Below are 20,867 nucleotides of genomic sequence, written 5' to 3'. Positions count from 1 at the left end.
ACACAAGCACTCCGCAGTGTCCCCAGGAGACAAACATGAATGCTGGAACGCCTAGCAAAAAAGGGCAGCCCTCACTGAGCCGCCATCGCAGCGTGTGGGAGATGCGTGCGGACAGCTGGATCGGTCTGGTCGACCATCTGAGCCAATTGAACATCCTGCCCAGCGACCACGCCGAGTACGCGCGGCGGCTGAAAAAAGTCACGGATCTGAGCAACGAACTCGCGCCCATCGAGAGCTACTGGGCCTTCCCGGGCGGCAGGGTTTTCAACGAGCTATGCAACTGGATCGAGCGCGGGGAATTGGCGCGGGCGCATTCGGCCGCACGCCGCATCCATCGAGTGCTGGCGGCGCGGACCTACCGCCATGAGTCCAACGCGCTGGACGGCGACTCGGAGCTGCCGTCGCAGATCGAGACCGACAGCGAACGCCAGGCGCAGCTGTCGCGCCCCTACTTTGAAGTGCTGATCGTCGACGAGATGTCGGCCAGCGAGGAAGACGCATTGCGCCGCCGCGTCCAGCGCAAGCGCAGCGCCGACGACGACTTCATCTTTGACATCGTGGTGGTCCCCAGCTTCGAAGATGCGCTGATGGCCACGCTGGTCAATTTCAATCTGCAGGCCGTGGTGATCCGGCACGGCTTCCCGTTCCGCTCGGTCAACCACAACGATATGCTGCGGCGCTTTCTCGATGGGCTCGACGAGGGCATCGAGATGATGCCCGAGTTCGAGCGCGGCCCCCTGCTGGGGCGCCGAATCGCCAAGATCCGCCCCGAGCTCGACCTGTACCTGGTGACCGACGTCAATGTCGAGGACATTGCGGCGCGCGTGGGCGAAGTTTTCAAGCGCATCTTCTTCGGCGAGGAAGACCACATCGAGCTCTACAGCTCGATCATGAAGGGCGTGGGCGAGCGGCATCGCACGCCCTTCTTCAATGCGCTGCGCGAATATGCGAAGCAGCCGACCGGCGTGTTCCATGCGCTGCCGCTGGCGCGCGGCAAATCGATCATGAACTCCAACTGGATCGGCGACCTGGCACAGTTCTACGGCATGAACCTGTTCATGGCCGAGACTTCGGCCACCTCGGGCGGGCTCGATTCGCTGCTCGATCCGGTCGGTCCGCTCAAGGTGGCACAGGAGTACGCGGCGCGCGCCTTCGGGGCCCGGCGCACCTATTTCGCAACCAACGGAACCTCCACCTGCAACAAGATCGTGGTGCAGGCGATGGTGCGTCCCGAAGACATCGTGCTGGTCGACCGCAACTGCCACAAGTCGCACCACTATGGCCTGGTGCTGGCGGGGGCCCAGGTGGCCTATCTCGACTCCTATCCGCTCGATCAGTACTCGATGTATGGCGCGGTGCCGATCCGCCATATCAAGGAGACGCTGCTGGGCTTTCGGCGCGCCGGCACGCTGGAGCGCGTGCGCATGGTGCTGCTGACCAACTGCACCTTCGATGGCATCGTCTACGACGTCGAGCGCGTGATGATGGAATGTCTGGCGATCAAGCCGGACCTGGTGTTCCTGTGGGACGAAGCCTGGTTCGCCTTCGCGCGCTGCCACCCGATCTACCGCCAGCGTACCGGCATGGCGGCGGCGGCCAAGCTGGCCGAGACGCTGAAAGACCCGCAGTACGCGCAGCGCTATGCCGAATTCCGTGCCGGCCTGGACTGGGATGACGACCAGGCCTTGCTGGACCAGCGGCTGCTGCCCGACCCGGCCAAGGCGCGGGTGCGCGTGTATGCCACCCACTCCACCCACAAGACGCTTACGGCCTTGCGCCAGGGCTCGATGATCCATGTGTGGGACCAGGACTTCAAGGACAAGGCCGAGGAGGCTTTCCACGAGGCCTATATGACGCACACCTCGACCTCGCCGAACTACCAGATCCTGGCCTCGCTCGACGTCGGTCGGCGCCAGGTCGAACTCGAGGGCTACGAGCTGATCCAGCGCCAGCTCGAGCTGGCGATGAGTCTGCGCGAACAGGTACGCATCCACCCGCTGCTGAAACGCTATTTCCGCTTCCTGCGCGTCAGCGATGTGGTGCCTCTGCCATACCGCGAATCGGGGGTCGAGTCCTACTACAACGACGAGAACGGCTGGAACAATCTGGAAGCGGCCTGGCGCACCGACGAGTTCGCACTCGACCCGACGCGCGCCACCCTGACCATCGGCGCCACCGGCATGGACGGCGACACCTTCAAGAACAAGGAGTTGATGGACAAGTACGGCATCCAGATCAACAAGACCTCGCGCAACACCGTGCTGTTCATGACCAACATCGGCAGCACCCGTTCGGCGATCGCCTATCTGCTCGAGGTGCTGGTGAAGATCGCGCGCGACGTCGATGACCGCGTGACCGACATGAGCGCCATCGAGCGGCGCATCCACGAGAAGCGGGTGCGCTCGCTGACGCTGGAACAGCCGCCGCTGCCCGATTTCTCGAGCTTCCATTTCGCGTTCCGCGGGCGCAGCGTGGAGGGCCGCGCCGAGACGCGCGACGGCGATATCCGCAGCGCCTTTTTCCTGTCCTACGACGACATCAACTGCGAATACATCGGCATGGAGGAGGCCGCGAAAGAGATCCGCGCGGGCCGCGAGCTGGTCTCGGCGCTGTTTGTGATTCCCTATCCGCCGGGCTTCCCGATCCTGGTGCCGGGGCAGGTGATCAGCGCCGAAATCCTGCAGTTCATGGCCGCGCTCGACGTGCGCGAGATCCATGGCTTCCGGCCCGAGCTGGGCTTTCGCATCTTCAATGAAGTTGCGCTGGCCCGCGCCGCCCAGGCCACGGCGGCCCGCGCCGCGCTGGCCGTCGCCGGCAGAGCGGCGCTGCCGCAGGAACAAGATCCCCAAAACGAGGCGGTCACCACCGCTGTTGCAGAAACCACCCCTGCCAAGTCCACCAAGAGGAGCAACAAGTGAGCAATAAAGTCAAGAGCATTTCCGATCTGTTGCTGATGTTTCACCGCAACGAGCGGCCCATCTATTTCATCGGCGCAACCAACTTCAATCTGCTGGGCGTCGACCGCTGGGTCAATCGCTTTCGCTACATCAACTACATCGATTGCTTCGACGGGCGCCACCCGAACGTTTTCGTGCCCAGTGAAAGCCCGCACGCGGAGTTCGAGTCGATCGAGGACATCAGCAATTACTTGTTGCAGCACAAGGAAGTCATCGACCTGATCGAGCGTCGCGGCGGCAAGCCCGTCGCCACCTTCCTGATGTTCGACGAGAAGACCGAGGCGCTGGCCGGCGAGCTGGGCATGGACGTGTGGTTCCCACCCGCCAAGCTGCGCCAGCGCTGCGACAACAAGATGGAAACCGTGCGCATCGGCAACAAGGCCGGCGTCTTCTCGGTGCCCAACGCCCTGGAAAAAGTCGACAGCTACCAGCACCTGATGCAGATCGCGGAACGCAACAAGCTCGGCCGCGACCTGGTGGTGCAGTCGGCCTTTGGTGATTCTGGCCACACCACCTTTTTCATCGCCAACGAGGACGACTTCAACAAGCACAAGGACGAAATCGTCAACGACCCCGAGGTCAAGATCATGAAACGCATCAACTGCCGCGGCGCCACGCTGGAAGCGTGTGCCACGCAGTCGGGCACGCTGGTCGGGCCGCTGCTCACCGAGGTGGTGGGCGCCAAGGAACTGACTCCCTACAAGGGCGGCTGGTGCGGCAACGAGGTGTTTCCCGGCGCCTTCTCCGAAGGCGTGCGGCAGAAGGCCCGCGACATGGCCGAACGCTTCGGCAACCAGTTGCTGGAAGAGGGCTACCGCGGCTACTTCGACCTCGACTTCCTGATCGACCAGGACAACGGCGAGGTCTACCTGGGCGAACTCAACCCGCGCATCTGCGGCGCCAGCCCGATGACCAACCACGCGGCCTTCGCCTACGCGGATGCACCGCTGTTCCTGTTCCACCTGCTCGAGTTCTCGGGCGTGCCCTTCGACCTCAATGTGCGCGAGATCAACGAGCGCTGGGCGCAGCCGCACTTCATCGACTCCTGGTCGCAGGTGGTCATCAAGTACACCGAGGACAAGGTCGACCAGGTGACGCGCGCACCCGCCACCGGCATCTATCGCCTGAGCGAAGACGGCACCATGGGCTACCAGCGCTACGACCACGAGCGCCGCGCGATCGACAGCGAGCGCGAGGCCTTCTTCCTGCGCATAACCGGCCCGGGCGACTACCGCTACGAGGGCGCGGACCTGGGCATCCTGATCACGCGGGGGCGTTCGATGGACGACAACTTCAAGCTCAACGTCCGGGCGCGCGACTGGATCCGCGGCATCAAGAACCACTACGACGGCAAGCCTATCGTGACGACGCAGCACGCGGTGGCGCCAGCACCGGGTTCGTTCAAGATTCTCTGAGCCGGCGCACGCAATGTCGATCAATGTGAGCTTCCGCGCGGTGAGCGAAGACCAGCCGGGCGAGAAATGGCAGGCCATTTTCAATCGCTCCTGGCCTGGCTACCGCGCCTGGTTTCTGCGCAGCGGCGCGGTCGGGCGGCCCAGCTACCTCGAAAGTCGGCGGGCCATCAGAGAGCACATGCCCGAGCTGGTGCCGACCTGGGAGCGCCTGGTCGGGCTGGCCGGCGGCGGCGACGTGGAGGCGCGCTTCCTGTCGCTGTGGTGCCCGCCGCCGTACATCGCCGGCTGTGCCCAGGCCGTCTGGATCGATCCCGCTGGCGCGCAGGAGCCCGTGCTGCTGCGCAACTACGATTTCGCGCCCGCGCTGCTGGAAGGCGACTGGCTGGCCACACGCTGGACCGACCAGCGGAATCGGGTGCTGGCGATGAGCGACTGCCTGTGGGGCGCACTGGACGGCGTGAACCAGGCCGGGCTGAGCGCGTCCCTGTCCTTCGGTGGCCGCACGGTGACCGGCGCGGGCTTTGGTATCCCGCTGGTGCTGCGCTATGTGCTGGAGGCAGCGCACAGCACGGCCGAGGCCATCGCCATTCTCCAGCGCGTTCCGGTGCATATGAGCTACAGCGTGACCCTGCTGGACCGCAGCGCCGACTGGGCCACCGTGTTTGTCGCACCCGATCGTCCGACCGAAGTCACGCGGCGCAAGGCGGTGACCAATTTCCAGCATGACATCGAGTGGCCCGAGCATGCGCGGGCTACGCGTTCGCCGCAGCGGCTGGCCGCGCTGCAGCAGCAGATCGACCAGCTGGCTCCCATACAGGCGCTGGCGGATGCCCTGCTGCGTACGCCCCTGTACCAGTCGTCGTGGCTGCGCGGCTACGGCACCTTGTACAGCGCGGTCTACCGCCCCCTGAGCGGGCAGGCCGAACTGCTATGGCCCGGTGACAGCTGGGTCCAGTCCATCGCCACTTTCAAGGAGGGACAACGAGACGTCGTCTATCCGGCCTTCCCACCCAGCTGACCATTTGCCTTTTTTGCCAGCCCGCGCCGCGGTGCGGGCTATTTCACCGAAAACTTTGACCCACAACACACATGGAGACTCCGACATGAAAAGAAAACTTCCGCCAGCTGCCTGGATTTTGATAGCGATGGTGCTCGGGATCATCATCGGCTATTTTGTTTTTATTGAGTTCCCCGACAAGAAAGCCGCAACCCAGATCGCGGGTTACATCTCGATCGTGTCGGACGTGTTCCTGCGGCTGATCAAGATGCTGATCGGGCCACTGGTGTTCTCCACCCTGGTTGTGGGGATCGCGCACATGGGCGATGCGTCCTCCGTCGGGCGGGTGTTCGGCAAGGCGCTGGGCTGGTTCGTCACCGCCTCGCTGATCTCGCTGGTGCTCGGACTGGTGATGGCCAACTGGCTGCAGCCGGGCCTGAACCTCGGCCTGCCGTTGCCCGACATCGGTGCCTCCGCCAACCTGGCGACCTCGAAGTTCACGCTGAAAGACTTCGTCAGCCACCTGGTGCCCAAGTCCTTCGCCGAGGCCATGGCCAACAACGAGATCCTGCAGATCGTGGTCTTCTCGATGTTTTTCGGCGTCGCGCTAGCGGCCTTGGGCGAAAAGGGCAAGACCCTCGTGGCAGCCATCGACGAACTAGCCCACGCGATGCTCAAAATCACCGGCTACGTGATGAAGCTGGCCCCGCTCGCCGTGATGGCCGCGATGGCGGCCACCGTGGCGGTGAACGGGCTCGAGATCCTGCTCAAGTTCGCGGTCTTCATGGGCGACTTCTACCTGGGCCTGTTCGTGCTGTGGACCGTGCTGATTCTGGCGGGCTTCACCTTCCTGGGCCCGCGCGTATTCAAGCTGCTGGTGCTCATCAAAGAGGCTTTCCTTCTGTCCTTTGCCACGGCCAGTTCGGAGGCAGCCTATCCGAAGATCCTCGATGCACTCGACCGTTTCGGCGTCAAGCGCAAGATTTCCAGCTTCGTGATGCCCATGGGCTACTCGTTCAACCTCGACGGCTCGATGATGTACTGTACCTTCGCAGTGCTGTTCATCGCTCAGGCATACGGCATCGCGCTACCGATCAGCACGCAGATCACCATGCTGCTGATCCTGATGCTCACCTCCAAGGGCATGGCCGGTGTGCCGCGGGCCTCGCTGGTGGTGATCGCCGCCACGCTGAACCAGTTCAACATCCCCGAGGCGGGCCTGCTGCTCATTCTTGGCGTGGACACCTTCCTGGACATGGGACGCTCGGCAACCAACGCGGTCGGCAACTCGATCGCCACGGCGGTGGTCGCCAAGTGGGAAGGCGCCTTGCTGCCCGAGAACGCCGCCGCGGAGAACGCCAAGACGCTGGACGCAGAGAGTGCGGCTACCCTGGCGCAGCCGGTGCACACCTGAGGCCCCAGCCATGCAATTCCTCTGGAAGACACCGCTGACTGCGGTACTGCTGCTCGGGCTGGCGTCCGTGGCGCTGGCACAGACCGAGCCGACTTCGCCAAGCTCGCCGGTCGCGCTCAGCGGCACGCTGGCCAAGGTGCGCGAGACCGGCGCCGTTACCATCGGCTACCGTGTATCGTCGGTGCCGTTCTCCTACCTGTCGGCACGTGGCGAGCCTATCGGCTATTCGATCGAGCTGTGCCGGGCCCTGGTCGCCTCGATGGAAGAGGCCGTGCACAAGAGCCTGGAGATCAAGTGGGCGCCGGTCACGGCCGAGTCGCGCATCGACGCCGTGGCCAATGGTCAGGTCGATCTGGAGTGCGGCTCGACCACCAACAACCTGGAGCGCCAGAAGCGGGTGAGTTTCTCGCCCACGATCTTCGTCTCAGGTACCAAGCTGCTGGTCAAGAAAGGCTCGCCGATCAAGGGGTTTCGTGACCTGGCGGGCAAGACTGTGGCCGTGACGCGTGGCACCACCAACGAGAAGACGATGCGCGAGCTGTCGGAGAAGTTCAAGCTCAACCTGAATCTGCTGGTGCTGGGCGACCATGCGGAGTCGTTTGCGCAGGTGACGAGCGGCCGCGCCGAAGCCTTTGCGACCGACGATGTTCTGCTCTACGGCCTGATCGCCCAGAACAAGGGCAAGGGTCCCGGCGACTACCAGGTGGTGAGCGAGTTTCTCTCCTACGACCCTTACGGCATCATGTACCGCAAAGGCGACCCGCAGCTGAGCAAACTGGTGAACGACAGCTTCCAGGCCCTGGCCATCGACGGCGAGATCGAGCGCCAATACAAGCGCTGGTTCCTGCAGAAACTGCCACAGTCCGGCACCAGCATCAACTTGCCCATGAGCCCGCAACTGGAAACCATCATCGAGACCTTGACGGTGCGCAGCGAGTAAGTGAAAGCCGCGCCATCACAGCCAATTTCGCAGGCATGCACGTGCCTGTGAAATCTCCCTTTAGCCAACAGAAAGTATGTTTCGTATGAGCCAATTTAAAACCCTTGAAGCCACCGCCAATAACCTGGTGGAAGAACTCGCCAGCGACGTGCACAGCGTGCTCTCCGGCAAGGAAGTCGAATCTCTGCCCCAGCTCAAAGCACTGCGCCAGCGCGTGGAAACCAAGATGGCCGTGGCCCGCGAAATCGCCGCCGAAAAGGCCCGCATCGCCGCCAGCAGAGCCAAGGAGATCGCCGGCGCGACCAACGACTATGCCCACGACCAGCCCTGGAAGATCGCCGCCGGCGCACTGGCTACCGGTGTCCTGCTCGGATGGCTGCTGGGCCGCCGCGACCTCGACTGAGCCGGTTCTGCGTTGCGTGCAGGGTTTTCGGCGAGGTGGTGCGCGTAGGCGAAAATTGCAGGCATGCACGAACCCACATTTCCGCCGCTGCGCTGCTCCTGGCTGAGCCCCCTAGTGCTGGCCGTGGCCCTGGCGGGCTGCGCCGCCGGGCCTTCGAAGGCGCCCCAGCCGCCGGCCGCTGCCACCAATGGCCCACCAGCGGAGGCCGCGACCGATGAAGCCGCGCTCCAGCAGCGTTTCGCGCGCTGGGTCGATGGCTTGCGCGCCACCGCGCGCGCCGCAGGCATTGGCGAGGCAACGCTGCAGGCCGCGCTCGACGGCGCCCATTACCTGCCGCGCGTGGTCGAACAGGACCGTGCGCAGCCCGAATTCACCCGTACGGTCTGGGACTACCTGGACAGCGCGGTGTCGCCCCAGCGCGTGGCGCGCGGCCAGGACAAGCTGCGGCAGGTGCGCGCTGAGGCCGACGCTGCCGCCGCGCGCTACGGCGTGCCCGTCAGTATCCTGGTCGCCATCTGGGGCATGGAGAGCAACTACGGCAGCAACTACGGCGATATCCCCACCATCGACGCACTGGCGTCGCTGGGCTTCGAGGGCCGGCGCGAGGACTGGGCGCGCGGCCAGTTGCTCGCGGCCCTGAAGATCCTGCAGAACGGCGACATCGACCGCGTGCACATGGTTGGCTCCTGGGCCGGCGCCATGGGCCAGACCCAGTTCCTGCTGTCGAACTTCCTGGCCTATGCCGTGGATGCCGACGGCGACGGCCGGCGCGACATCTGGGGCAGCATGGCCGACGTCATGGCCTCGACCGCGAATTTCCTGGCGCGCTCTGGATGGCAGGCCGACCAACCCTGGGGCACCGAGGTCCAGCTGCCGCCGGGCTTCGATGTTGGCCGCGCCGATGCCGGGCTGCGGCAAACTTCGGCCCAGTGGGCTGCCGAAGGCGTGCGCAGCATGGACGGCGCGCCGCTGCCGGCCCTGGCCGACGCAGACCTGCTGCTGCCCGCCGGGGCGCGCGGCCCCGCCTTCCTGGGCGGCCCCAGCTTCCGCGCCATCCTGCGCTACAACAATTCCACCAGCTATGCGCTGGGAGTCAGCCTGCTGGCGCAGCGCCTGTCCGACGGCCCCGCCGTGCAAGCGCCCTGGCCGCGCGATCTGCAGGCGCTGACGCGCAGCCAGTTGCAGGCGCTGCAAACAGCCTTGAACCAGCGTGGCTTTGCCAGCGGCACACCCGACGGCATAATGGGGCCGGTTACGCGGGACGGCATCCGGAGCTACCAACGCAGCATCGGATTGCCTGCAGATGGGTATCCTGATTTAGACTTGCTGCTGCGACTGCAGCAGCCGTAGCCTCGAGTTTGTTCGCTATTTCGTGCGCTACTCTGATGATGCCGATATGGGACAACCTGCACTGGCCGCGCGTGCGAATGCGGGTTACTACGGCGCTCGGCACTACGCCAGCTCATCAGTACCGGCGCGGATCTGCGAGAGCACCGAGCTGGCGGTGCGGCTGGACCATTCCGACGCGCAGTCCACTGAAGCCAGCGCCGACATGTTGACGATGCGCCTGACGGTGGCCGTGGGGGTGAGGATGTGAGCCGGCTGGGCCAGGCCTAGCAGGATGGGCCCCACGGTGATGCCATGGCCCGCCGTGGCCTTGAGCACATTGAAGGTGATGTTGGCCGCATCGAGTGTGGGCATCACCAGCAGGTTGGCGTCACGCGTCAACGCCGAACCAGGATGCACCTGGTCCAGCAGTTCCTTGGACAAGGCGGCATCGCCGTACATCTCCCCCTCGACCTCGAAGCGCGGCTTGAGCGAGCGGATCAGCTCAAGCGCGCGGCGCATCTTGCGCGCACTGGGCGTGTCCTCGCTGCCGAAGCTCGAGTGCGACAGCAGGGCCGCGTGCGGCACCACGCCGAAGCGGCGAACCTCGTCGGCCGCCAGCACGGCGATCTCGGCGAGCTGCTGGGGGCTCGGATCGTAGTTGACGTGGGTGTCGCAGATGAACAGCGTGCGCTCGGGCAGCATCAGCATGTTCATCGCCCCCAGTGTCTCGACGCCTGGGCGCAAGCCGATGACGGCGGCGACGACGTCGAGGTGGCTGCGAAAGCCGCCCCACATGCCACACAGCAAGGCATCGGCCTCACCGCGGTGCACCAGCATCGCGGCCAGTGCCGTGGGGTTGCGACGCAAGGCGGACTCGGCCGCGAGCGGCGTGACACCCTTGAGCCGCGTGAGCTGGTAGTAGGCCTGGGCGGCCTGCGGCAGGCGTGCGTCGGTATCCGGATCGACGAGTTCGAAGTCGCGGCCCGGCGCCAGGCGCAGCCCGTAGTCCTGGATGCGCTGCTCCACCACCAACGGACGGCCCACCAGGATCGGCCAGGCGAGCCCCTCGTCGACCACGATCTGCACGGCGCGCAGCACGCGCTCGTCTTCGCCTTCGGCATAGACCACACGCCTGGGTGCCTTCTGCGCCGCGGCGAACACCGGCTGCATGACCGAGCCGGAGCGGTAGACGAAGCGCGCGAGACCGCCACGGTAGGCCTCGATGTCGGCGATGGGGCGGGTGGCGACGCCCGAATCCATGGCGGCTCGCGCCACGGCGGGCGCCACCATTTCGATCAGGCGAGGATCAAAGGGCTTGGGGATCAGGTAGTCGCGGCCGAAGCGAAGGCCGGCGGCGCCGTAGGCCTTGGCCACGGATTCCGGGATCTCGGCATGGGCCAGCTCGGCGATGGCGCGCACCGTGGCCAGCTTCATCTCCTCATTGATGGTGGTGGCGCCGACGTCCAGCGCGCCGCGGAAGATAAAGGGAAAGCACAGCACGTTGTTGATCTGGTTCGGATAGTCCGAACGCCCCGTTCCCAGAATCGCGTCGGGACGCGCGGCCAGCGCCTCTTCCGGACTGATCTCCGGGTCCGGGTTGGCCAGCGCCAGGATGATGGGGTCGCGCGCCATGGTCTTGACCATCTCGGGCTTGAGCACACCGGCGGAAGACAGGCCCAGGAACACGTCGGCGCCCTCGCAGGCATGGGCCAGGGTCCGCGCGCGGGTTTCCTGCGCGTAGCGCGCCTTGCTGTCGTCAAGCCCTTCGCGGCCGGCGAACAGCACGCCCTTGCTGTCGATGACAAGAACATTGGCCCGCTTCAGGCCCAGGCTGATGATCAGGTCCAGGCAAGCCAGCGCCGCCGCGCCGGCGCCGGAGCACACCAGCTTGACTTCGGCAATGTCTTTTTTCACCAGCCGCAGCGCGTTCAGGATGGCCGCGGCGGCGACAATGGCCGTGCCGTGCTGGTCGTCATGGAACACCGGAATCTTCATGCGCTCGCGCAGCTTTTTCTCGATGTAGAAGCACTCGGGCGCCTTGATGTCTTCGAGGTTGATACCGCCGAAGGTGGGCTCCATCCGCGCGATGGTGTCGATCAGCTTGTCGGGGTCGAGTTCGTCGAGCTCGATGTCGAAGACGTCGATGCCGGCGAACTTCTTGAACAGGCAGCCCTTGCCCTCCATCACCGGCTTGCCCGCCAGCGCGCCGATGTTGCCCAGCCCCAGCACGGCCGTGCCGTTGGTGATCACGGCCACCAGGTTGTTGCGCGCCGTCAGGTTGCCCGCCTCGCGCGGGTCCTCCACAATCGCCAGGCAGGCTTCGGCCACGCCCGGGGAATAGGCCAGGCCCAAGTCGCGCTGGGTCGCCATGGCCTTGGTGGGGGTCACCGAGATCTTGCCCGGCGTGGGATAGCGGTGGTAGTCGAGGGCGTCGCGCTTCAGTGTGTCACTCATCGCAGTCTCCGTGGGTCAGGCCAGAAAGCGGCACGCCGACGCGGCGGAGCGCGTGTCCATGTTGCGGCCGCGGTTGAGGTGATCGTCGATCTCGGCCGCGCAGCCCAGCATGCGGGCGTACAGGAAGATCGTGAACGCCGCCGTCTCCAGCGCATCGGCCTTGATCGTGCCGGCGCGGTACGCCGGCCACACGGTCTTGAGCAGCAAGGCGGCGATCACCGCGTCGATGTTCACGCAATACACGTTGCGCGACACGCCCTCGTCATAGAGCTTTTGAACCAGCGCGCGATAAAACTCGTGAAAGACGTTGTGCTCGCCGCGGCTGGCCATCAGCTCGGCGATGAAGACTTCGCGCGGATCGTGATTGACCGGCTTGTCCTTGAACACGGGATGGTTCACGCCGGGGATTTTCTGGATGTCGAGGTTGCCGCTGGTCTTCTTGTCGGCCTTGTAGCGTGCATAGGACTCGACATAGCGCGCCGCCAGCGCGCCTACGTCCGCGCCGTGCGACGGGCTGCCCGGATCGGTCAGGCCGCTGTCCTTGAACTGCTCCAGCAGGAAGGCCACGCCTTCGTAGCCGTTGCCCCCGTGCGCGTAGCCGCAATGGGTGAGAAAACCGATCATCCCCTTGTTGAGCTGCACGCGTTCAGGCTGCTCCGGCCCGTCGGACGACACCGCCCCTTTGGCACCTTGGGCGGAGATCGTGCCCGGGCCGTTCGACAGCAAGAGGCCCACCAGCGTCTGGAAGGCGAACAGGTCCCCCGGGCGCGGCTGGGCATGCAGGAGCGCGACGCAGGCGACTTCGGTGAGCGAGCGGGCACCCAGCAGATCGGCCTCGGAGATGCCGCAAAAGCGCGTCGGCTCGTGCCGTGACGCCTCGACCGAGGCGCCGATCGACGTGCCGAACAGCTGCATCCACGCAGGCAGGCATTCCACTGTCAGGCGCGACACGCGCTTGCGCATCAGGGGGCCCCAGCCCAGCGTGGTGGTGATGGCGGCCAGCACGGCATCGGCGGTGGGGTAGCCCCCCAGACGCTCGAGAAAGCGCACGAACACCGAGCGCGCACCACGGGCGCGCAGTCCGTCGAGCATCGCCTGGGCGCGCGGGTCGGGTGTGGTTCTCACCATACCCGCCGCTGGGCTCTCCAACAGCCCGCCAAAGGTGAAGCTTTCGTCGAGCGCGTCCTTCAGGCCCGCCGCCGAGAAGCGCGCGATCAGCTCGTGCGCGATCGCACGGGCCGGCTCGGTGCGCCGCGGCCCCACGATGGCGAGAGCCGCGGCCAGCACGGCGTTGGGCGCATTGCCAGCCTCCCGCGCGGCCTGCGCCGCCGCCAGCGTCGCATCGCCATGCAGGTTGAGCCAGGCGCCCACCGCCACGCTCACCAGCTTGCGGTCGTTCTCGCCACCGGGCTCCTTGAGCAGGGCCAGGCCGACGTTGCCCTCCAGCGTGTACTGCGCCGCGTCAAGCACCGACACGCCGTTCAGGCGCGTGACCTGCGTCTTGGCGTCCATCTGCGAGACGCCCGAGGCGTCCTTCAAGGCCTCGCGTGCGAACGTGGCCCCGACCTGCAACTCCAGCGACTTGACCTGCACGTCGTAAGGCGCCACCGCGCGCACCGTGGGCAGGTCCAGCTCGGATGGAAGCTTCGCGCCCGCGTTCGAGCCGAACCAGGCCTTCAGCTCCATCGTGCCTTCCGGCGCGAAGTCGGGCTTCACGCCGTTGGCGGCCATCACCGCACTCAGCGCCGCGGGGATGTCGGCGATGTTGGTCACCACCGCGCCCTTGGCCGAGCAAACCGGCCGCTCGGGCGTATACAGCGCGTCCACTCCGAACTTCTCCATGAACCAGCGTTCTTTCGAGGCCGCGTCGTCGCCGCCGCCCGACATCGCGCCGGCATGGCCGACGGCGCGTGTGAGCTTGCTCTTCCAGCGCCCCACCACGCAGGCCACCACGGGCTTGGTGAACTCGGCGTCGAGCTCGTAGTAGCCCCCGGGCTCGCAGTACAGCACCGCTGCCTTGCTGCGGTCGTCGTTGCCCAGCGCGAAGGCGAACTCGGGCGCGGCATAGTGGATGTAGACGTCCTTGCCCGAGGACACCAGCGTGGTGGTGCCCCAGCCGCCCATGCGCAGGTACTGCGCGATGGTGGTGGTGAAGCCGCCCGAGTTGGACAGGATGGCTACCGAGCCCTTCTTCAACGTATCGCCCGGGCTGTCGCCCCCGAGCGCGCCGCCGATGCGAACCTGGTTCCACGAATCCGCCACACCCAGGCTGTTGCCGCCGAAGATATCGATGCCGCGCGCCTGCGCCATCGCGCGGATCTCGCGCGCGTCGTGCACGCTCATCTTCTCGGTGGGAATAAAGATCTTGGTGAGCTCGGGATTGACGCGGATCAGCTCGACCACGCCGTCGTCTGCAGCGCTCGGCGGCAGGTAGACCACGCCGCAATTGAAGCTGTGGCCGGCTTCCAGGCCTTCGCGAACGTTGTTGTAGACCGGGATGCTGCCGTGAGGCGTCTCCAGCACCTGGCCGCCTCTGCCAGGCGAGGTACCGAACACCACGTTGCCGCCGCTCCAGGCGTGGCCGACCGGCGTGACCTCGCTGGATTCCCCGCCCAGGATGTTGAGCACGCACACACGGTCCTCGCGGGTCGCGATCTGGGCCAGCGACTCGATACCGGTGAAGTACTTGAAACCGCCCACGTTTTTTCTGAATTGAGTCATGTCGCTCTCGCTTTCGTTCGCTTTCGGGTCCGCTTTCGCGGTCATTGAGGCGCCGGCTCCAGCCCGCTCTTGACGATCGGCGGTACCGCCGTCGGCGCTCTGAAAAAGGCGATCAATTGCCGCGCCGCTTCGGGCTCACGCGCCTTCACGGTAATGCCGACGGAGAACACGGTTACTCGTTGCACCTCGGGCGGCAGCACGCCGATGAACTGGATGCCTTCGATGGGCAGCAGTTCGCTGACCTGCTGCAGCCCGAGCGCCGCGTCGCCCCGCGCTACCACGGTGCCGACGCGCTCGCTCAGAATGCGCCTGCTCTTGGGTAACACCCGCTCCTCGATGCCCAGCCGCTTCAAAAGCTCGGTCTCGTAGTACACGCCGCTCGCGCTCGCCGAATAGGCGACCGACGGCGCATCGAGCAGTGCGCGCTTGAGCGCTTCGATGGTACTGATATCGGGCTTCGGCGCTCCGGTGCGCACCGCGAAGCCGATCAGGGAGCGCACCAGATCGACCTGGCTGCCCGCCACCACGTGGCCTTGCGCCACTAGGGCGTCGAGCGCGGGCCGGGCGAGGATCACGAGGTCGGCCGGCTCGCCGCGCCCGAGCCGGCTCGGGATCGAATCCGCCGCCGCGCCCATCGACGCGCCATAGGCGGTGTTCACCTTGTGCCCGGTGTCGCGCTCGAACCGTGGTACGAGTTCGTTGTAGGCCGCGGTGAAGCCGCCGGAAGTCATCACATGGAGGGTCTTCGCCTCAGGCTTGGCAGGCAGGCCGCTGCAAGACGCCAGCGCCAACGCGGCGAACAGGAGCGTGGCGCGTCGAAAGAGGGACATTGGGTTCATCCTTGAGCTCACTGAAGTGCGGCCGCAGGAGTGCGGTCAGGCGGCGAGGTTCATCGCGGTCGCCACCTGCTGGCGCCCGCCGGCCTTCATCCAGGCGTCTACCCGGCGCGCGTAGTCGACCACTTCGCTCATCGCCGAATCGAAGCCGAAGATCCGGTAGGGGATGCCGAGCGCATCGCAGGTGTCGCGCAGCACACCCATGCCGCGCACCAGGTTCGGCCCGCCGCGTCCCACCACCAAGTACAGCGGCTGCGGGCCGTATTTGCCGAAGTGCTCGCGCAGCGCATCGGCCATGGCGCGGAAGGTCTCGAAGATGTCGGTGTTGTTGCTCTTGCCGCCGATGATGAACAGCACGTTCGACTGCTTGAGCCAATGCTTGAAGCAGATGCGTGCCACCGATTTCATCTTTTCGTACGGTGGGTTGCCGCCGAAATCGGACGAGATGATGGCGTCGTCCCCCAGCATCTGCGTGACCAGCGAGTTCGCACCACCGCCGAACGTGGGCGCGAGGATCGTGCCCTTGTCGTTGATGATGTAGACGTCGCTCTGGCCCTGGTAGGTGCGCAGCTGGTTGATCTCCTGCTCGAAGTCCGAATAGTCGGCGGCGAACAGGTCGGTCGGCAGATCGAGCCGCTGCCAGCGCGGGTCGTCGCGGTCGAAGCCGCACTTGAAGTCGCAGGCCACCGGCGTGAGCCGGCCCTTGGCGTCGGGCCGCAGGCGGATCGGGTTCAGCTCCAGCGTGGTCATGCCGTAGTCGTGGAACAGGTCCCACAGGTTCGGCAGGTGTTGAACCAGCGGCGAGATGATCTGCTTGGGCGCCTTCAGCTCGGACAACGCGTTGGCCACGACAAAGGCCTTCAGGCCGGTCAGCGGGTTGAAAGGCACGCTGACGATCTGCGTCTTGTCCAGCTCCTCGATGTCCACGCCGCCGTGGTGCGTCAGCGTCATCGTCGGCGCGCGAAAGCGCGTGTTGTCGGTGAGCGAGAAGTACACCTCGTGCTCGGCGGGAACGCCGGCCTCGAAGGTGACGCCGTTGGACTTGGCGAACTGGTGGCCGTGGCGGTGTTCGCAAAAGTACAGCCGCTCCTTCTCCGCCAGCGCGGTTTTCAGGTCGGTGGCGCGGCCCACCAGGCCGGCTTTGCCCTTCTTGCCGACGCCGCCCTTGAAGACCGGCTTGATAAAGACTTGTCCGTGTTTGGCGATCAGCGCCTTGATGGCCGACTCGCTCGCGTCGGGGCCCAGGATTTCCGGGGTCGGAAAGCCCGCCAACTTGAGGAGACGGGCGCCGTGCAGCATGCCGGTGACGTTCATTGCTGTCCTTCGTTGTGAGTGGCTCGAATGTGTAGCGAATGCTAGGAGGCGGCCGCGCCGGGCCGCTTTCGAAACCCTTTCATCGCACCCTATCGATTACCCGATTGGGGAAACCACCGAGTTCGCCGCGCGCAATTTGAAAGCGCACCGAAAGCTTGGCGCTGCGGGCCGGCAGCAAGATCGGCCGCACCTTTCAAGGAGACAAGCATGCGTCGCGATGAATTCATGAAATCTTTACTGGCGCTGGCGGGAGCCGGCGCATGGCCGCTCGCAGCGCGGGCCGGCGTCAACCTCAAGATGATGATTCCGGCCAACCCCGGCGGTGGCTGGGACACCACGGGTCGCGCTCTGGGCAAGGCAATACAGGAAGCCAAGGCTGCCGACAGCGTGAGCTACGACAACAAGGGCGGGGCCGCGGGCGCGCTGGGCCTGGCGCAGTTCATCAACAGCAGCAAGGGCGACGCGAACAGCCTCATGGTGATGGGCGCCGTGATGCTGGGCGGCATCATCACCGGCAAGCCGCCGGTGAGCCTGTCGCAGGCGACGCCGATCGCGCGCCTGACCAGCGAGTACAACGTGTTCGCCCTGCCGGCCAGCTCGCCCTTGAAGACCATGGCCGACGTGGTCGCCCAGCTCAAGAAGGACCCCGGCAGCGTGAAGTGGGGCGGCGGCTCGCGCGGCTCCACCGAGCACATCGCGGCTGCCATGATCGCGCGCGAGGCCGGCGTGGACCCGGCCAAGATCAACTATGTGGCCTTCCGCGGGGGCGGTGAAGCCACGGCGGCCATTTTGGGGAGCAACGTGACGGTCGGCGGCGGCGGCTACAGCGAGCTGGCCGAGTACATCACCAGCGGCAAGATGCGGGCGATTGCGGTGACGTCGGGCGAGCGCCTGAAGGGCATCAACGTGCCCACGCTCAAGGAACAGGGCATCAACGTGGAGATCGGCAATTGGCGCGGCCTGTACGGCGGGCCGGGCATCAGCCCCGCGCAGCGCAACGCGCTGACCGACATGGTGCTGGCCGCGCTCAAGACCAAATTCTGGGCCGAGGCCCTGGAGAAGAACAACTGGACGCCGGCCGTGCTGAGCGGCCCGGCCTTCGACAAGTTCGTCGACGACGAGTTCGCCAGCATGCGCGTGACCATGGTCAAGTCGGGCATGGTCTGACGCGCAAAGGAGGAAAGACAATGACACGACAACAGGCATCCGGCAATTCGCTGCCGCAGACGTTGGTCGGCGCAGCCATCGGGCTGATCGGGGTGGCGCTGGCCGCAGGCGCGGTGTCCATCCCCTCGGCCGCCGGCTACTCCGGCATCGGGCCCAATTTCCTGCCGTGGCTGGTGGCCGGCGTGCTCACGCTGTGCGGCGTGCTGATCGTCCGCGAGGCGCGCATGGGCGGCTATCGCAATATGGGAGAGCCCTCGGGCGCCGAGCAGGGCTATCGGCCCGGTTTTGCGTGGGTCTCCGCCGGCTTGCTGGCCAACGCGGCATTGATCACCACCCTGGGCTTCATCCTCAGCTGCACGATGTGCTACGTGCTCGCGGTGCAGGGGCTGCGCCGCGCAGCCGGCCAGCCGGCCGGCAAGCCGCAGACCGTGGCGACAGACGTGGCGACGGGCCTGGCCATTTCAGCGCCGGTGTTCTGGACCTTCACCCAATTCCTGGCGATCAACCTGCCGGGCCTCACCACAACGGGTTGGATATGAAAGCCGAAATGAAACCGACCCCATCAAGCCTTGTCATCCCGGGCTCGACCCGGGATCCATCGTGGCGTCCAGGCGCGCTGCCGTGGATTGCGGGTCGAGCCCGCAATGACATCCGTTACCTGAGTCACGGGTCGCGCGCAGCGCGGTGGAGCAACTGACATGGACATCCTGAACGCGCTTTTGCAAGGCTTTGCCACGGCGATTTCGCCGGCCAACCTGCTCTGGGCCCTGGTCGGCTGTGCGCTGGGCACGGCGGTGGGCGTGCTTCCGGGCATCGGCCCCGCCGTGGCCGTGGCGATGCTGCTGCCGATCACGGCCAAGGTCGAAGTCACCGCTTCGATGATCTTCTTCGCGGGCATCTACTACGGCGCCATGTACGGCGGCTCGACCACCTCCATCCTGCTGAACACGCCGGGCGAAACCGCCAGCATGGTCACGGCGATGGAGGGCAACAAGATGGCCAAGAGCGGGCGGGCGGGTGCGGCGCTGGCCACGGCGGCCATCGGTTCCTTCGTGGCCGGCACCATCGCCACAGTGGTCGTCACGCTGTTCGCGCCCTTCGTCGCCGAGTTCGCGGTCAAGCTCGGCCCGCCGGAATACTTCCTGCTGATGGTGCTGGCATTCACCACAGTCAGCGCCGTGCTCGGCTCCAGCGCGCTGCGCGGCATGACGGCACTGTTCATCGGGCTGGCGGTAGGCCTGGTGGGGCTGGACCAGATCTCGGGCCAGGCCCGCTACACCATGGGCGTGCCCGAACTGCTGGACGGCATCGAGATCGTGCTCGTGGCGGTCGGCCTGTTCGCGGTGGCCGAGGTGCTGTATGCGGCCATGTACGAAGGCCGGGTGGTCGACACGCAGAACAAGCTGACCAAGGTCTACATGACGGGCCGCGACTGGAAGCGTTCGATTCCGGCCTGGCTGCGCGGCACGGCCATCGGCGCGCCCTTCGGCTGCATCCCGGCCGGCGGCACCGAGATCCCCACCTTCCTGAGCTATGCGACCGAGAAGAAGCTGGCCAAGGGAGAAGACCGCGCCGAGTTCGGCACCAAGGGCGCCATCGAGGGGGTGGCCGGGCCGGAGGCCGCCAACAACGCCACGGTGACTACGGCGCTGATTCCCCTGCTGACGCTGGGCATCCCCACCTCCAACACCACGGCCATCCTGCTGGGCGCGTTCCAGAACTACGGCATCCAGCCGGGGCCGCAGCTGTTCACCACATCGGCCGCGCTGGTGTGGGCGCTGATCGCCTCGCTGTATATCGGCAACGTGATGCTGCTGATCCTGAACCTGCCGCTGGTCAAGCTGTGGGTCAAGCTGCTGAAGATCCCCAAGCCGCAGCTGTACGCGGGCATCCTGATCTTCGCCACCGTCGGCGCCTACGGCATGCGCCAGAGCGCCTTCGATCTGGTGCTGTTGTACGGCATCGGCCTGGTGGGCATCGTGATGCGGCGCTACGACTTCCCGACCGCGCCGGTGGTGGTGGGGATGATCCTGGGGCCGCTGGCCGAGGCGCAGCTGCGCAACGCGGTGTCCATCGGCGAGGGCAGCTTCACGGTCTTCCTGCAGCGGCCGATGTCGATTGCCATGCTGATCATCATCGCCTGCGTGCTGGTGCTGCCCCGCGTGACGACGGCCATGGCCAGGCGGCGGCAGCTCGCAGCAACTGTCTGACCAGGAGGGAACTACACCATGGACTTCGGAGCAACTGCTTTCTGGATCGCGCTGATGCAGATCATCGGCATCAATATCGTGCTGTCGGGCGACAACGCGGTGGTGATCGCGCTGGCCTCGCGCGGACTGCCGCCCGCCCAGCAAAAGAGCGCCGTGGCCTGGGGCAGCGGCGCGGCGGTGGTGATGCGCATCGTGCTGACCATCGTGGCGGTCGAACTCCTGCGCCTGCCCTTCCTGAAGCTGGTGGGCGCGGTGCTGCTGTTCTGGATCGCCGTCAAGCTGCTGGTGCCGGAAGAGGAAGGCGAAGGCCACGGCGGCGCGAACACCAGCATGGCGGCGGCCGTGCGGACCATCCTGCTGGCCGACCTGGTGATGAGCCTGGACAACGTGATCGCCGTCGCGGCGGCGGCCAAGGGCAGCACGCTGCTGCTGGTCGTCGGCCTGGCCATTTCGATCCCGCTGGTGGTCTTCGCCAGCCGGCTGCTGCTGACCTTGATGGAACGGTTCCCGTCCATCATCACCATCGGCGCCGCGCTGCTGGGCTGGGTCGCGGGCGAGATGGCGATCGGCGACCCGCTGGTCAAGGCCTGGATCGACGCGCAGGCGGCGTGGCTGCACTACGCGGCGCCGCTGACGGGGGCCGTCAGCGTCATGCTGATCGGCAAGGCCATTGCCGGCCGCGCCGCCGCCACACGGCTCGCCAGCGCGCC

At 66.0% G+C, this 20,867-nt stretch carries 14 protein-coding genes and 1 pseudogene; 11 read left to right on the top strand and 4 right to left on the bottom strand.

Going from position 1 to position 20,867, the window contains the following annotated elements:
• The first annotated feature begins 35 nt into the window (after positions 1–35).
• The 7 genes from AC1DUR_RS03865 to AC1DUR_RS03835 all read left to right on the top strand — a co-directional run bounded on the left by AC1DUR_RS03865 (position 36) and on the right by AC1DUR_RS03835 (position 9,476).
• Positions 36–2,918, top strand: coding sequence for an aminotransferase class I/II-fold pyridoxal phosphate-dependent enzyme (locus AC1DUR_RS03865; protein ID WP_477716448.1), 2,883 nt, complete (start codon positions 36–38; stop codon positions 2,916–2,918).
• Positions 2,915–4,372, top strand: a complete 1,458-nt coding sequence (locus tag AC1DUR_RS03860) for a biotin carboxylase (RefSeq protein ID WP_477716449.1) — start codon at positions 2,915–2,917, stop codon at positions 4,370–4,372. Before AC1DUR_RS03865 ends, AC1DUR_RS03860 begins: the two co-directional genes overlap by 4 nt.
• A gap of 13 nt (positions 4,373–4,385) precedes the next feature.
• Positions 4,386–5,390, top strand: coding sequence for a C45 family autoproteolytic acyltransferase/hydolase (locus AC1DUR_RS03855; protein ID WP_477716450.1), 1,005 nt, complete (start codon positions 4,386–4,388; stop codon positions 5,388–5,390).
• A gap of 85 nt (positions 5,391–5,475) precedes the next feature.
• Complete coding sequence (locus tag AC1DUR_RS03850) at positions 5,476–6,783, top strand: dicarboxylate/amino acid:cation symporter (protein WP_477716451.1); 1,308 nt, start codon at positions 5,476–5,478, stop codon at positions 6,781–6,783.
• 10 nt (positions 6,784–6,793) lie between these two features.
• A complete protein-coding gene (locus AC1DUR_RS03845; protein ID WP_477716452.1) occupies positions 6,794–7,723 on the top strand; it encodes an amino acid ABC transporter substrate-binding protein in 930 nt (309 codons plus the stop codon).
• An 85-nt stretch (positions 7,724–7,808) separates the two neighbouring features.
• Complete coding sequence (locus AC1DUR_RS03840) at positions 7,809–8,126, top strand: ElaB/YgaM/YqjD family protein (RefSeq protein WP_477716453.1); 318 nt, start codon at positions 7,809–7,811, stop codon at positions 8,124–8,126.
• 63 nt (positions 8,127–8,189) lie between these two features.
• A complete protein-coding gene (locus tag AC1DUR_RS03835) occupies positions 8,190–9,476 on the top strand; it encodes a lytic murein transglycosylase (protein WP_477721273.1) in 1,287 nt (428 codons plus the stop codon).
• A gap of 102 nt (positions 9,477–9,578) precedes the next feature.
• Here AC1DUR_RS03835 and AC1DUR_RS03830 read toward each other — a convergent pair whose 3' ends face one another.
• Genes AC1DUR_RS03830 through AC1DUR_RS03815 form a run of 4 tightly spaced genes read right to left on the bottom strand, consistent with a single transcriptional unit; the run spans position 9,579 to position 16,780 of the window.
• On the bottom strand, positions 9,579–11,909 hold the full coding sequence (locus AC1DUR_RS03830) for an NADP-dependent malic enzyme (RefSeq protein WP_477721272.1): 2,331 nt from the start codon (positions 11,907–11,909) through the stop codon (positions 9,579–9,581).
• 15 nt (positions 11,910–11,924) lie between these two features.
• A complete protein-coding gene (locus AC1DUR_RS03825; RefSeq protein WP_477716456.1) occupies positions 11,925–14,630 on the bottom strand; it encodes a CoA-binding protein in 2,706 nt (901 codons plus the stop codon).
• 41 nt (positions 14,631–14,671) lie between these two features.
• Positions 14,672–15,469: a substrate-binding domain-containing protein gene (locus tag AC1DUR_RS03820; protein WP_477716457.1), complete on the bottom strand. Its 798-nt coding sequence runs from the start codon at positions 15,467–15,469 to the stop codon at positions 14,672–14,674.
• 36 nt (positions 15,470–15,505) lie between these two features.
• The gene (locus AC1DUR_RS03815; RefSeq protein ID WP_477721271.1) at positions 15,506–16,780 is read right to left on the bottom strand and encodes an ATP citrate lyase citrate-binding domain-containing protein; all 1,275 of its coding nucleotides are present in this window, start codon (positions 16,778–16,780) and stop codon (positions 15,506–15,508) included.
• 207 nt (positions 16,781–16,987) lie between these two features.
• Here AC1DUR_RS03815 and AC1DUR_RS03810 point away from each other — a divergent pair, with 207 nt between their 5' ends.
• The 4 genes and pseudogenes from AC1DUR_RS03810 to AC1DUR_RS03795 all read left to right on the top strand — a co-directional run.
• A complete protein-coding gene (locus AC1DUR_RS03810) occupies positions 16,988–17,947 on the top strand; it encodes a Bug family tripartite tricarboxylate transporter substrate binding protein (protein WP_477716459.1) in 960 nt (319 codons plus the stop codon).
• 20 nt (positions 17,948–17,967) lie between these two features.
• The gene (locus tag AC1DUR_RS03805; protein ID WP_477721270.1) at positions 17,968–18,486 is read left to right on the top strand and encodes a tripartite tricarboxylate transporter TctB family protein; all 519 of its coding nucleotides are present in this window, start codon (positions 17,968–17,970) and stop codon (positions 18,484–18,486) included.
• A 159-nt stretch (positions 18,487–18,645) separates the two neighbouring features.
• Complete coding sequence (locus AC1DUR_RS03800) at positions 18,646–20,157, top strand: tripartite tricarboxylate transporter permease (RefSeq protein WP_477716461.1); 1,512 nt, start codon at positions 18,646–18,648, stop codon at positions 20,155–20,157.
• A gap of 18 nt (positions 20,158–20,175) precedes the next feature.
• Positions 20,176–20,865, top strand: a pseudogene (locus AC1DUR_RS03795) (TerC family protein); the annotation flags it as partial.
• Between the last annotated feature and the right edge of the window lie 2 nt (positions 20,866–20,867).

The sequence above is a fragment of the Polaromonas sp. P4_F4 genome (genome assembly GCF_056401355.1).
This window is presented reverse-complemented; position numbering and strand designations above follow the sequence as displayed.

What these genes read in the sequence shown, in the direction of transcription:
- AC1DUR_RS03865 (WP_477716448.1), top strand. Translation starts at nt 36, where the DNA reads ATGAATGCTGGAACGCCTAGCAAAAAAGGGCAGCCCTCACTGAGCCGC.
- AC1DUR_RS03855 (WP_477716450.1), top strand. Translation starts at nt 4,386, where the DNA reads ATGTCGATCAATGTGAGCTTCCGCGCGGTGAGCGAAGACCAGCCGGGC.
- AC1DUR_RS03850 (WP_477716451.1), top strand. Translation starts at nt 5,476, where the DNA reads ATGAAAAGAAAACTTCCGCCAGCTGCCTGGATTTTGATAGCGATGGTG.
- AC1DUR_RS03845 (WP_477716452.1), top strand. Translation starts at nt 6,794, where the DNA reads ATGCAATTCCTCTGGAAGACACCGCTGACTGCGGTACTGCTGCTCGGG.
- AC1DUR_RS03840 (WP_477716453.1), top strand. Translation starts at nt 7,809, where the DNA reads ATGAGCCAATTTAAAACCCTTGAAGCCACCGCCAATAACCTGGTGGAA.
- AC1DUR_RS03835 (WP_477721273.1), top strand. Translation starts at nt 8,190, where the DNA reads ATGCACGAACCCACATTTCCGCCGCTGCGCTGCTCCTGGCTGAGCCCC.
- AC1DUR_RS03830 (WP_477721272.1), bottom strand. Translation starts at nt 11,909, where the DNA reads ATGAGTGACACACTGAAGCGCGACGCCCTCGACTACCACCGCTATCCC.
- AC1DUR_RS03825 (WP_477716456.1), bottom strand. Translation starts at nt 14,630, where the DNA reads ATGACTCAATTCAGAAAAAACGTGGGCGGTTTCAAGTACTTCACCGGT.
- AC1DUR_RS03820 (WP_477716457.1), bottom strand. Translation starts at nt 15,469, where the DNA reads ATGAACCCAATGTCCCTCTTTCGACGCGCCACGCTCCTGTTCGCCGCG.
- AC1DUR_RS03815 (WP_477721271.1), bottom strand. Translation starts at nt 16,780, where the DNA reads ATGAACGTCACCGGCATGCTGCACGGCGCCCGTCTCCTCAAGTTGGCG.
- AC1DUR_RS03810 (WP_477716459.1), top strand. Translation starts at nt 16,988, where the DNA reads ATGCGTCGCGATGAATTCATGAAATCTTTACTGGCGCTGGCGGGAGCC.
- AC1DUR_RS03805 (WP_477721270.1), top strand. Translation starts at nt 17,968, where the DNA reads ATGACACGACAACAGGCATCCGGCAATTCGCTGCCGCAGACGTTGGTC.
- AC1DUR_RS03800 (WP_477716461.1), top strand. Translation starts at nt 18,646, where the DNA reads ATGGACATCCTGAACGCGCTTTTGCAAGGCTTTGCCACGGCGATTTCG.